Below are 12,640 nucleotides of genomic sequence, written 5' to 3'. Positions count from 1 at the left end.
GCGGATCAGCCGGCAAGCACGAACGACACCTCGGTGCGGTTCCCCGCGACGTCGAGCACCTCGAGCGTGTTCGCTCCGGCGACCGCCCCGAAGGCTCCCGGCTTCACGAAGTTGAGGTCGCTCCACGTGTTGTTCGTGAGGTCCTTCAGCACGCCGTTGACGAAGAGCCGATCGATCTGGCCCGCGTCGTACAGCTTGAAGCTGACCTGGGAGTACGCGTCGGAGGATCCCGTGGTGAACTCGGCACCCTGCTTCACCGTGATGGTCGGAGCCGTGCGGTCCTTCGGCGACGCGCGGTACTCGGTCGCCTCTCCCTTGAGCGCCTGCGTGATGCCGGAGAGATAAGCGGACTGATCGGTCGCGGTGAGGTTGTACGCCACGTAGACCCCGTAGCCATCGGCGACCGTGCGGTTCGCAAAGTCCGCCGCTGTCGCAGCACTGGTGTTCGCGAGGTCGATCGCCGCGGCTCCGATGCGCGTGCGGTCCTCGAGCCCCGGCACCCTCGGCGCGTCATAGGTCGGGTAATAGGGGTTCCAGGCGTAGTCGAGCACGCCCTCGGCATCGAACAGCGTGAAGTCCGTCGTCGTGTACGACGGGCCGATCGCGTACAGGCTGATGATCTTGTCGTCGCCGAGTCGACCACGCAGCGCCGTGGCCAGCCATCCGAACGACTCCGCGTTGGGCTGCGGCGTGCCGTTGGCGCCGTACTCCGTCCACTCGTCGTCGAAGTCGATGCCGTCGAGTCCGTAGGTCGTCACCGCGTCGGCGAGCTGGGCGGCGAACGCATCGGCCTGCTCGTAGGAGGTGAAGTTCGCGAATCCCGCGCCCTGGTGGTTGCCGAGCACCGAGAGCAGCACCTTCGTTCCCTGCTCCTGCACCGGGCGGATCTGGTTCTCGGCGTCGTTCAGCGTCTCGGTCACGCGCTCGTTGAAGTGCAGGTTCGCCTTCTCGCCGTCGTAGTTGATGTTCGCGGCGAAGATCATCGCCAGGTCCACGGCTACACGCCCGGAATCGGCGAGGGTGTAGTCGGCGACGTTCGCTAAATCGTTAGAGTTCACTTCCACATAGACCGCGAGCTGCGGGTCGTTCTCGGGCGCTTCGGTCGCGGCGGCCGGGCTCGCAGCGACAGCACCGGCTGCGGCGACGGCGAGGCCCGCCACGGCCGCGAGGCCTTTTCGGAACCGGTGACTCCTGATGCGTGACTGACTCATGGCAGATCTTCTCCTTCATCATCGACGTCGAGATCAGGCCGCATCGGTGCGACCTGCCGCCGACTATATCGCTTAAGCGAAACGAGGTGAAGGGTCGATGCTCAGGTCAGACGGCGACGTCTCCCACGAGGTTGACCTTGATGCCCATGCCCGCGAACATCGCGGCCTTGGCGATCAGCGCCTTGTCGGCGGTCTCGGCATCCGGGGCATAGACGAGCTGGGCGTGGTTGGCCTTGTGCCGCGCCATGAACTGGTCGCGCGAGATGCCGTGCAGCACCACGTGCGCGATCGGCCACTCCGGGTTGGTGGCGTCCTTGCGGCGCTGCGTCTCCTCGGCCGGCAGCTCGACGACGGATGCCCGGAAGATGTCGGCCTGCAGGATGCCGTCGGCGATGAAGACCCGCGACAGCACGATCTCGCCCGGCTTCGAGACGCCGTTGATCGTCGCACCGCCCGCGGGGAAGAACACGTGCCCCTGACGCCAGCCCTCGGCGTTCTGCCATCCGCCCAGGTGCGAGGCCGGCACGGAGCCCGAGATCTCGTAGACCCACACGAACTGCCCGTCGAAGTCCTCGCCCCAGCGCACGTCGTGCAGCGTGTTGTCTGGCACGAGCCCCATCGCGCGCCAGACCCGGTCGGTCACGAGCGCGTCGACCGCGACGCCCTCGTCGGCCTCATTGAAATGCGGGAACGCGCGGCCCTCGTGCAGCACGCGTGACCCGTCGCGCGAGGTCACCGGCGGGCGCTCGGTGGAGTTCAGGATGCCCTCGGCCAGATCGGATGCGGGCACCAGGTCCTTCAGACCCTGCTGGTACTGGATGCCGACCGCGTCGAGCCCGAAGTCATCGGCGATGCGGAGGGCGGCGATGTACATCTTCAGCTGCCACTGAACCTGCTCGCGGGTGAGCTCGGTCGCGGCATCCTCGCCGTACTGGAATGTCATTCCGGCGTCGATCAGCCAGTCGTAGGCGGCATCCGCCTCGCCTTCGGAGACCTTGAGCATCTCGGCGTACAGGGCCGACTGCGACAGGCGCTCCTTGTAGATGCCGGTCTTGTTCAGCAGCTCGTCGTCGAAGATCGCGTTGTACATGCCCATGCAGCCTTCGTCGAAGACGCCGATGATGGCCTTCTCGGCGAGCAGCTCGGCGGCGAGCGCCTCCCCGAGCTGCTTCTCGGGGCTGTCCGGCAGCTCGGGCAGGGCCCGCACGTGCGAGGCGTCGTGCGTGATCGACCCGGTCTCGGTCCACTCCTTGATGCCGGCCTTGAACCAGTCGTCGCTGAAGTCGACCGACCAGATCGACGCGTACGGCTTGTCCATCTTGGTCAGTCCGGCGTTGAGGCCGAGCAGTCCGACGAGTCCCGGCCAGTCACCCGCGAAGTTCGCGACCGTGAGAATCGGCCCCTGATGCGAGCGCAGACCAGCGAGCACATGGTGCGAGTACTGCCACACGGCCTCGGCGACGATGAGCGGAGCATCCGTCGGGATGTTCTTGAAGACCTCGAGGCCCATGCGCTGGCTGGAGATGAAGCCGTGGCCGGTCGCGGGGTCGACCTCGTTGGCGCGGATGACGGTCCAGCCGAGGTCGTTGAAGACACCGGTGACGCCGGCTTCGAGTTCGACCTGCACGGGCCAGCCGCCCGTGTTGGCGGATTCGCGCAGGTCGCCGGAGGCGATCAGGTAGGCGGTCTTCGGTGCAGACGCCGGGCGGGATGCCGGGGCCGGCAGGGTGTAGGTGGTCATGATGCCTCCGGTGTTGGGGTCGTGGTGAGCGGGAACCGCTGGGATTCGCTCGCTCGGAGTCGGATGCCGCGGCCGAGGCTCCGGCCGTGCAGCTGCAGGTCGGCGATGTCGAGCTCGCCGCCGTCGAGGTGGAGGGTGAGGGCATCGCGGTCGATCTCGACGCGTCCCCAGCCCGTGCCCGTGGTGAACAGGAACCTCTCGGCCCCCTGGGTCCCTGAGCCTCCACCCTGGGTCGCTGAGCCTCCACCCTGGGTCGCTGAGCTTGTCGAAGCGCAGGGCGCGAACGACAGCACTCCCGTCGGCGCATCCCACTGCGCGCCCGTCGCACCGAGCAGCAGCGCCCACGACGCGAGCGAGCGGGCGTAGTGGTTGCCGCACTCGATCTCGTTCCACGGACTGCGGTGGCCCCCGTCGTAGCGGGCACGCAGCGTCCGTTCGACGAGCAGGGCGTCGTCGTAGCGGCCGGCGAAGAGGAGGGATGCCGCGACCTGATGCTCGACGCCGGTCCACACCTCGTCCGAGTACACGAACGGGATCGCGGGTCGTCCGCCGTGCGGCCAGGACGCGAGCAGCAGCCCGCCCTCGTCGTTCAGCGCGTAGACGCGCTGCGTGCTCTCATGCGCCGAGAGGTCGTCGCGGTGGTTGTGCGCCACGATCGCGGCGAGCGCGGAGCCGACGCGCTCCGCGGGCAGGATGTGCCCGAGGCCGTTCACGTAGGCGTGGAACTGCCCCAGCAGCTGGTCGGAGAGCACCCCCTCGCCGTACTGGTAGCGGTGCGCGTCGGCATCATCGATCACCTGGCGGTAGTACTCGCCGTTCCAGAGCGTCTCGTCCATGGCCGCGGCGACGTGGTCGGCGCGCGTCGACCACGCGCGGGCCCGCTCCTGCTCGCCCAGGTGCTCCGCCATCCGGACGCCGGCGCGGAGCGCCGCCAGGTACACGCCGTTGGCGAGCGGCTCGGCGCCGTGGAACTCGATGTCGTAGGTGTTGTGCATCTCGCCGTCGAGCAGGCCGTCGCCGTCGCGGTCCCATTCGCGGATCGCGTAGTCGAGGGTGCGGGATGCCGCGGGCCACAGCTCGCGCAGGAACTCGTCGTCGCCGCTGAACCGCCATTCCCGGTGCAGGCGCAGCAGCGTGCCGAGCTGTCCGTCGACAGCCGGAGCCATGAACCACGCGGGTCCGCCGAAGATGCGGTTGCCGCGGAATTTCTGCGCTCCCTCGCCATCGGTCTCGAGCAGGTACTCGACCCGGCGCGCGCTCCGCTCGAGCGAGGGGAACAGCCAGGCGAGCGTCTGCGCGTACGACCAGACGTGCGTGCAGGTGCCCTCGCAGGAGCCGCCGTGATCGAACGATCCCTCCCAGGCCGCGAACACCGGCCCCTCCCCCAGCTCGGGGTTCGGGGACTCGAGCACGAACCCCGTCGTCGAGCGCGCGGCGGCGATGTTCGCCCCGATCGCGTCGACCAGCACCGGGTCGAGGCTGCTCCCGTACAGCGCCTCGACGAAGGCATCGGTCGCCCCTTCGAGGGCCGGGAGCTCACGGTGCAGATGCGTCGCCGCCGACCAGGCGTCGGCCCAGAGGGTCGCGTAGTGGTTGCGGACTATGGGCGACAGCGGGCCGTCCTCAGGAGGATCCGCGAACACGATGTGGCCGTGCCAGCCGCGCCGGCGGTTCGGGAAGCTCCACGCCAGCACGAACTCGAAATCGCGGGCCTCGCCCGGGGCGAGGGTGTGGACGACGCCGAGGGAGCCGGTGCGCAGGCGGGGGAGCTTCGCGAGCATCTGCTCCTCGGTGAGCGGAGCGCCCTTCGACGAGCTCAGGGACCCACTCTCGTCGAGCTCGGCGAACAGCCCGCGGGGACGATCCTCGAGGGTGAGCCGGGGCTCCGGGGCGAGCAGCCCGTCGTCGGTCAGGTCGTTCCAGAACAGGCGCGCTCCGTCGGGCCAGTAGCTCGTGACCCATTGGGGCTTCGCCGTGGTGGCGGCATCCGTCGTGGTGAGGCTCAGTGTGCCGTAGCCGGGGTCGTCCTGCGGGAGGTCGATGCCGAAGTCGAGGCCGCGCACGTCGCCGTCGTCGCGCCACCGCACTGTCTGCGTCGCGCGCATCCCCCACGGGGCGTCGGGTCCGGCGGCTCCGCGCCCGGCGGTGTGCGAGACGCTGCCCACCACCGTGACGGCGACGGGCACCGCACCGGGGTTGGTCACGCGGTAGCGCAGCACGGCGGCCGGGATCCCGGAGTCGTCGGCGTCGAGGGGCACGAGGGGGGTGAAGGCGTGAAGCGAGACCTCGACCGGCAGGACGGCGTCGGTGAAGTCGACGTCGACGACCGGGTACTCGCCGTGCAGGGTGGCGCCGTCGAGACGCGGGAGACCGGCCAGCTGGTCGAAGGCGTAGCCGGCATCCGCATCGTGACGACCGGTGAGCCGCGCCTCGAGCACGCGGGTCACCGGAGTGCCGCCCTCGGGCGCGGCATGGATCGCGAAGAACGAGTGCGGGTTGCGCCGCCCCTTGTCCGGCAGGTTCTCGAACTCCCAGTCGCGCAGCTCGCCGCGGGCGCCGATCGAGACGTTGCCGGTGCCGATGCCGCCGAGCGGGAACGCCGTCGCCTGCGAGGTGTGCGGGATGCCGCGGGCACGCCGGTTCATGCGGATGCTCCCCGCTGCGCGGCGGCCAGCTCGTGCACCACGTCCTTCGACCCCTCGTACAGCCGCACGTAGCGGTCGAAGAGGGTGTCGTAGAAGGTGCGGAGCGCCGGGTCAGGGCGGATGGTCTCGATGATCGGGTTCCAATCGGTGATCGCGGGGGCCTCCCCCGCAGCGGCGATCGCGGTCGCCGCGAGGAAGGCCGCACCGTAGCTCGCGCCGATGGTCGTCGCCGGCACCTCCTGGACGAGCCCGGTCACGTCGGAGACCACCTGCATCCACAGCCGGCCCTGCGTGCCGCCGCCGACCGCGACGATGCGCCGGATGTCGGCCCCGGCCGCGCGCATGGTCTCGACGTTGTGCCGCACGCCGAGGGCCGTCGCCTCGAGCGCCGCGCGGTAGAGGTCACCGCACGTGTGCTCGAGCGTGAGCCCCGCGATCACGCCGCGGGCATCCGGATCCTGGATCGGGGTGCGCTCCCCCGCGAAGTAGGGCAGCAAAAGCAGTCCCGCAGCTCCGGGTCCTGACGCCTCGGCATCCGCGAGAAGCTCGGGGTAGTCCGCGCCGGTGAGGTCCTTCAGCCAAGCCGTCAGGGCGCCCGAGGTGGAGAGACCGCCGGCCAGGTTCCGCGTGCCGGCGAAGGCCCCGGCGGTGGTCCACATCGACGGGGTGCGCAGCGTCTCGGCACCCGTGGCCACGAGGAACATGGTCGTTCCGTACATCAGCATCAGGTCGCCGACCTCGTGCGCACCCACGCTCACCGCCTCGGTCCACGCGTCGATCGTGCCGGTGATGACCGCGGTTCCCGCGGGAATGCCGGTGGCGGATGCCGCGTCCGCGGTCACCTTTCCGGCGACATCGCCCGCCCAGGCGAGCGACGGCTGCTCGATGCGGCCTGCGTACCTCTCCCACCACGGCTCGTGCCAGCGCTCGTTCTCGATGTCGTACAGCGGGGAGACCTGACTCGCCGACTGATGGTCGAGGACATAGGCGCCGGTGAGCCTGCGGGCGAGCCACGAGGCAGGCATGAACAGGCGTCGTGCACGCGCCCAGGCGTCGGGATCCTCCTCGGCGACCCAGGCCAGCTTCGGACCGCCCGCCTGCGAGGTGAGCGTCGAGCCGCCGATCCGCGCGATCTCGTCGACGCCCAGCTCTGCCGTCATCCGCTCGATCTGCGCCCCCGATCGGGTGTCCACGCCGTACAGGATCGCGGGGCGCACGGGCTCGTCCGCGTCGTCCGCGAGCAGGATGCAGGGCCCCATGCCGCTCACGCCGACACCCGCGACCTCGGCGGCGGGTGCCGCGGCGAGCAGCTCGCGCACGATCGCGACGAACTCGTCCCACCACACGCGCCCGTCCATCTCCACCCAGCCCGTGCGCGGGCGGCTGACGTCGTGCGAACGCGTCGCGGTCGCCAGGATCACGCCGTCGTCGGCGACCAGCACGCCCTTGCTGCTGGACGTGCCGATGTCCACCCCGAGGGTGCAGCGCATGGCGTCCTCCTTGAAACCCGAACTGCGGAACCTGAAACCTGATCGTCACTGTACGCGAAATCGATTTCAAGGCGCAAGCGGCTGCCACTCTTGCTGCACCGAACTTGCGCGATTCGTGTTGTCCACAGCTCGTGGGATTCGGACGGTCGGCACCCGGAATACCGTGACAATCTGGCCTTTCGTTCGCAGAATGGAGCCATGGAGATGACCGAACCGCAGGTGTGGACTTTGATCGGCGTGTTCGCCGCCGTGATGATCGGCGTGATCTCTCTGCTGCTGCGACAGGGTCACAAGACACTGACGGTGCTCTCCCACCAGAACGAGAGCACGCTCGCCTCGCTCTCCCACCAGAACGAGAGCACGCTCGCCTCGCTCACCCGCCAGAACGAGATCACGCTCACCTCGCTCACCCGCCAGAACGACAGCACGCTCGCCTCGCTCTCCCACCAGAACGAGAGCACGCTCACCTCGCTCACCCGCCAGAACGACAGCACGCTCACATCATTCCGCCGAGAGATCGAAGCCCGCCTCGAAGGACTTCAGGGAGTGTTCGACGCCCGCTTCGAGGCCATGGATGCGAAATTCGACGCCCGCTTCGAGGCCATGGATGCGAAATTCGACGCCCGCTTCGAGGCCATGGACGCGAAATTCGACGCCCGCTTCGACGCGATGGATGCGAAGGTCGACACGCGACTCGGATCGATCGACCGGCGCCTCGAAGACCTCGACAAGGAGGTCGCGAATCTGGCGACCCGCTTCTGGGGTTCTTCCTGAGCGAAGGCCGCTCAGGCCCGCGGGCTCGCTGGCTGCACCTCGTTGCGCAGCACGACGGTCCGCGCCGGCTGCTTGTCTCCCTTGATGCGCTCGAGCAGCATGCGCGCGGCGGTCACGCCCATGTGCCGGGCGGGAAGCCGCACGACGGTCACCGCGCTGGGCGACAGCGTGGTGAAGGGCAGCGAGCCGATCACCGCGACGCCGACCTGGGGCGGTGTGAGCCCGTGCTCGGTGAGAACCTGGATCGCGCCGACGCCGATGAGGTTGTTTCCGGCGACCACGGCGTCCGGCGGTTCCGGCAGCGAGAGGAGGTCTTCCATGGCGGCGCGGCCGCCGTCGACACGGAAGGTCTCGAATCGCTGCAGCGCATCGAGGTCGAGCTCCGGATACGCGGCGCCGAGCGCCGTGCGCCATCCCGCCGCGCGCTCCGCCGCCGTGTCGATGTGCTCAGGGCCGCCGATGTAGGCGATGCGACGGTACCCGGCGTCGATCAGGTCTTTGGTGGCCGAGGTCCCGGCGGCGCGGTTCGCCATCACGACGCCGTCGATGTCGTAGGTCGTGCTCCGGTCGACAGCCACGATGGGTCGCCCGGTCGCCAGGATGGTGTCGAGCTTGGTGCCCTCGTCGGCCGTCGCGATGATGACGCCCGACATGTGCTCGGCGATCGCGATCCGGAGGTACGTGGCCTCCTTCTCCATCTGGGCGTCGGAGTTGCAGAGCACGACCGAGTAGCCGGCTTCGGAGGCGACATCCTCGACCCCGCGGGCCATCTCGGTGAAGTAGGGGTTCTCGATGTCCGGGATCACGAGAGCGATCACCTCGGAGCTCTGGCGGCGCAGCGTGCGCGCGGTGCGGTTCGGAGTGAAGCTCAGCTTCTCCGCGGCATCCCGGACGGCGGCGACCTTCTCGTCCGACACGCTCGTGCCGTTGAAGACGCGCGAGACCGTCGCGGGAGAGACTCCCGCGAGCTCTGCGACGTCGTAGATCGTGGCCATGCACCCTCACTGCCTGCCCGGTCGCGCCGGGCGTGAAGCAACAGTATCGCGCACGCACGCGATCTCTGGAGTTCTGCGCTGAAATCGATTACATTAGCGCCCATGACTTCTGCTACCTCCGACCTGGCATCCCTCGCAGCGCTGCGATCCGTGCAGACGCGTTCGATCTCACCGGAGAACTTCGACGGATCCGCTGGGGGCGGAGGCCGGGCGACCGAGGGCACGGGCGCGGGGAACGCGCGTGACCTCGGCCCCGGCTGGAAGATCTCACCGAGCGTCGACATCAAGGCCGGCGAGACGCTCGAGCTCGCGAGCATCCAGGGGGCCGGCAAGATCACGCACATCTGGATCACCACGCACACCGACAATTGGCGCACGCTGCTGCTGCGCGCCTACTGGGACGGATCGGACGAGCCGGCGATCGAAGTGCCGTACGGCGACTTCTTCTGCAACGGCTGGGGCGTGTTCGCGCAGGTGAACTCGCAGACGATCGCCGCGAACCCTCATGGCGGGTTCAACTCGTACTGGCCGATGCCGTTCAAGGACGGCGCCCGCCTGACCGTCGAGAACACCTCCGTCGTCGACGTCCGCGTGTACTACCAGGTGACGTACGAGATCGGCGGCGACTACTCGAACGACGGCTACTTCCACGCGCAGTGGCGCCGGTCGAACCCGCTGGAGGACCTGACCCCGCACGTCATCCTCGAGGGGATCGAAGGCCAGGGCCAGTACGTCGGCACGTACATCGCATGGGGCGTGAACTCGAACGGCTGGTGGGGCGAGGGCGAGATCAAGTTCTACCTCGACGACGACACCGACTACCCGACGATCTGCGGCACCGGCACCGAGGACTACTTCGGCGGCGCCTGGAACTTCGACATCCCCGGGAAGGGCTACACCGAGTTCTCGACGCCCTATCTCGGGATGCCGCAGGTGATCAGGCCGGACGGCCTGTATGTGAGCCAGCAGCGCTTCGGCATGTACCGCTGGCACCTTCTCGACCCGATCCACTTCGCCACCGGCATCCCGAAGGTCGACATCCAGGCTCTCGGCTGGCGCAGCGGATGGCGGTACCTGCCGCTGCGGGATGACATCGCCTCGACCGCGCTGTTCTACCTCGACCGGCCGACCGCACGGCGCCCGAAGACGCCGACGGCCGACGACCTGGAGGTCCACCTAGGGACCGCTCCGGTTCCGGACATCGGCGCGAGCCCCGCCCGGGCCCCTCAGGACTGAGGCCGCCCGAGCGCCCTGCGATCCTCAGGCGATCCAGGCCGGGACGCGTCCGCGCAGCAGAGCGCGGTCGAGCGAGAACTTCCCCGCACCGGTGAACGCGAGCGCGAGAGCCGCGACGCCGAGCACGGCCACGAACTCGTAGCCGCCCTCGCCGACCCAGAGCCCGGCGGGAAGGTGAACGGCGACGAGTGCGACGGCCATGTCGATGGCGAGGAGAATGCCCACCGGGCGGGTGAAGAACCCGGCGATCAGCAGGATGCCGCCGACGAGTTCGACGAACGCGACGACCGGTGCCGCGATCTCGGGCAACGGGATCCCCATGCCCGCGAAGCTGCCGATCGTGCCCGGCAGGGTGTACTCGAAGATCTTCTGAGCGCCGTGGGCGGCGAAGATCGCACCGACGACGACGCGGAGGACGAGGAGTCCCGTCGACGTGGCTGCGGAGGGGGCGGTGGTGTTCGTCATGAGGAGGTGTTCCTTCGTGGCAGGACACCGCGCCAGGCGCGGAGCAGGGGCATTCCCTGTTTCGACCGTACGAAGGCGAGCTTTCCGTCTGCTGAGTGCTCCGTCCACCGGATATCCTCCAGACATGCAGCGCGGATTCCGACAGGTCGATGTGTTCGGCGACACCCCGGGCACGGGCAACCCCGTCGCCGTCGTTCTCGATGCGGAGGGCCTCGACGACGATGACCTGCGCCGGTTCTCGGTGTGGACGAACCTCTCCGAATGCACCTTCGTGCTGCCTCCGACCGAGCCGGGAGCCGACTACCGCGTACGCATCTTCAGCCTGAGCACCGAGCTCCCGTTCGCGGGCCATCCGACGCTCGGGACGACCAGGGCGTGGCTGGATGCCGGCGGGCTGCCGTCGACCCCCGGCACGGTGATCCAGCAGTGCCCCGCCGGCCTGATCCCCGTGCGGGTGAACGGCGACCGACTGGCCTTCGCCTCGCCGCCGCGGACGCGCTCCGGCCCCGTCGCACCCGAGCTCGTCACCGAGCTGGTCGAGATCCTGGGCATCAGCCGCGAAAAGCTCGTCGACGCCGAGTGGCTCGACAACGGCCCCGGCTGGGTCGGTCTGCTGCTGGACAGCGCCGAGACGGTTCTCGACCTCCGCCCGGATGTCGCAGGTCACCCCGGAGTCTGGGACATCGGCGTGATCGGCCCTCACTCGGAAGGAGCCGAGACCGCGTTCGAGCTGCGCGCCTTCTTCACCGACGGCGACGGCCCGCTGCGGGAGGACCCCGTGACCGGCAGCCTGAACGCCGCGGCGGCGGAGTGGCTGCTCTCGACCGGTCGCGCCCGCGCCCCGTACCTCGCCGCACAGGGCACGGCCATCGGACGCCGCGGACGGATCCTGATCAGCCAGGAGGCCGATCAGGTATGGGTGGGCGGCCGTGCCGACGTGGTCGTGTCGGGGTTCGTCGAGCTCTGATCCGCGGGCGGATGCCTACACGAGTCCCTGCACCCGGAACTGCTCCGAGTGATAGACGCTGTTGTTCCCGGTGTGCCACTGGCTCACGCTGAGGTGCAGATCGGACAGCGTGGACCCGGGGATGATGTATCCGCCGTACAGCTGCGCCACGTGCGAGGCATCCTCCGTCCCCCACTCGGTGCCGTGCAGCAGCGTCGTCTTGGTCGCCGTGTACAGGTTGTCGGTCGGGGTGTTCAGCACCATCGCGTCGATCCGGTACTCCGGGGCGTTGAAGCAGGTGAGGATCCATTTGCCGCCGAGGGGCCGGAGGCACATCTCGCCGAACCCTCCGGGCAGCACCTCGGTCACGGGCTTTCCCCAGCCCCAGGATCCGTTCGCGAAACCCCAGGGCTGATAGGCGGACAGCGTGGTCATGTTGTTCGACGGCACCCGGTAGAGCACGATGCCCTTGTCGCGCTGGAATCCGGTGCCGTAGATGTACACGTAGCCGTCGCTGCCCAGACCCCACGTGATGCACTGGAACTTCCCGCCCGCCATGTCGGCGGGGAACTGCAGCCCGGTGTGCTGCCAGGTGGCGCCGTTGTCGTCCGACATCCACAGCTCCGTCCAGCGCACCGCGCCGAACTGCGGACCGTTCACGATCGCGTGCAGGTACATCCGCGATCCGATCGTGATCACGTCGGATGGGATCACGGTCGTGAAGTACGCGTCGTGCGGGTAATACCAGAGCTGTGGCGCCACCCCCTGCGTGTTCGCGCCCGCTCCACCGCATCCGTTGAAGGTCACACCGGCGTTGAGGTTCGTCGTCGACGAGTACAGCGCCACCGGCGAGCGCCAGTTCGCGCCTCCCACAGTGTCGGCCCATGTGTCGCCGAAGACGAACAGCATCCGCCCGTCCGGCGTGCGGGCCGGGATGCCGAGGTCGGTCGCGCCCACCCCGTACTGCAGCGGGCTCTGGGTACCCGCGAGCACCTTGATCCTCGTCACCGTCAGTCCGGCGGCGGATGCCGGTGGCGCCGGTGCCGTCGCCGCGACGAACGCGGCGCCGAGCACGGCGGCTCCCTGCAGTACTCCTCGGCGACTGATTCCGCCGCCGTGCGTGTTCTCGGTCTCCAT

At 69.0% G+C, this 12,640-nt stretch carries 10 protein-coding genes; 3 read left to right on the top strand and 7 right to left on the bottom strand.

The genetic code is table 11. The annotated features are described in order from the left end of the window. Positions 1 to 5: 5 nt before the first annotated feature. The 4 genes from ABD648_RS14285 to ABD648_RS14270 all read right to left on the bottom strand — a co-directional run bounded on the left by ABD648_RS14285 (position 6) and on the right by ABD648_RS14270 (position 7,087). Complete coding sequence (locus ABD648_RS14285) at positions 6 to 1,211, bottom strand: endo-beta-N-acetylglucosaminidase H (protein ID WP_282215618.1); 1,206 nt, start codon at positions 1,209 to 1,211, stop codon at positions 6 to 8. 106 nt (positions 1,212 to 1,317) lie between these two features. Beyond that, entirely contained in the window at positions 1,318 to 2,952 is a 1,635-nt protein-coding gene (locus ABD648_RS14280; RefSeq protein WP_282215617.1) for a fucose isomerase, read from the bottom strand. Continuing rightward, complete coding sequence (locus ABD648_RS14275) at positions 2,949 to 5,597, bottom strand: GH116 family glycosyl hydrolase (protein ID WP_282215616.1); 2,649 nt, start codon at positions 5,595 to 5,597, stop codon at positions 2,949 to 2,951. Before ABD648_RS14275 ends, ABD648_RS14280 begins: the two co-directional genes overlap by 4 nt. Continuing rightward, complete coding sequence (locus tag ABD648_RS14270) at positions 5,594 to 7,087, bottom strand: FGGY-family carbohydrate kinase (protein ID WP_282215615.1); 1,494 nt, start codon at positions 7,085 to 7,087, stop codon at positions 5,594 to 5,596. The genes ABD648_RS14275 and ABD648_RS14270 overlap by 4 nt, the downstream gene beginning before the upstream one ends. Positions 7,088 to 7,285: 198 nt before the next feature. Between ABD648_RS14270 and ABD648_RS14265 the strand changes: the two genes are divergently transcribed. Next, the gene (locus tag ABD648_RS14265; RefSeq protein ID WP_282215614.1) at positions 7,286 to 7,861 is read left to right on the top strand and encodes a hypothetical protein; all 576 of its coding nucleotides are present in this window, start codon (positions 7,286 to 7,288) and stop codon (positions 7,859 to 7,861) included. A gap of 11 nt (positions 7,862 to 7,872) precedes the next feature. Here the strand turns inward: ABD648_RS14265 and ABD648_RS14260 are convergent, their stop codons facing one another. Continuing rightward, the gene (locus ABD648_RS14260) at positions 7,873 to 8,856 is read right to left on the bottom strand and encodes a LacI family DNA-binding transcriptional regulator (protein ID WP_282215613.1); all 984 of its coding nucleotides are present in this window, start codon (positions 8,854 to 8,856) and stop codon (positions 7,873 to 7,875) included. 102 nt (positions 8,857 to 8,958) lie between these two features. Between ABD648_RS14260 and ABD648_RS14255 the strand changes: the two genes are divergently transcribed. Next, positions 8,959 to 10,092, top strand: a complete 1,134-nt coding sequence (locus ABD648_RS14255) for a glycoside hydrolase family 172 protein (protein ID WP_282215612.1) — start codon at positions 8,959 to 8,961, stop codon at positions 10,090 to 10,092. A gap of 24 nt (positions 10,093 to 10,116) precedes the next feature. Here the strand turns inward: ABD648_RS14255 and ABD648_RS14250 are convergent, their stop codons facing one another. Continuing rightward, complete coding sequence (locus tag ABD648_RS14250; protein ID WP_282215611.1) at positions 10,117 to 10,557, bottom strand: DoxX family protein; 441 nt, start codon at positions 10,555 to 10,557, stop codon at positions 10,117 to 10,119. Between the two features lie 124 nt (positions 10,558 to 10,681). Between ABD648_RS14250 and ABD648_RS14245 the strand changes: the two genes are divergently transcribed. Beyond that, positions 10,682 to 11,524, top strand: a complete 843-nt coding sequence (locus tag ABD648_RS14245; RefSeq protein WP_282215610.1) for a PhzF family phenazine biosynthesis protein — start codon at positions 10,682 to 10,684, stop codon at positions 11,522 to 11,524. A gap of 15 nt (positions 11,525 to 11,539) precedes the next feature. Here the strand turns inward: ABD648_RS14245 and ABD648_RS14240 are convergent, their stop codons facing one another. Next, complete coding sequence (locus ABD648_RS14240) at positions 11,540 to 12,640, bottom strand: glycoside hydrolase family 183 protein (protein WP_282215609.1); 1,101 nt, start codon at positions 12,638 to 12,640, stop codon at positions 11,540 to 11,542.

It is taken from the genome of Microbacterium luteolum (assembly GCF_039533965.1).
GTDB lineage: Bacteria > Actinomycetota > Actinomycetes > Actinomycetales > Microbacteriaceae > Microbacterium > Microbacterium luteolum.
This window is presented reverse-complemented; position numbering and strand designations above follow the sequence as displayed.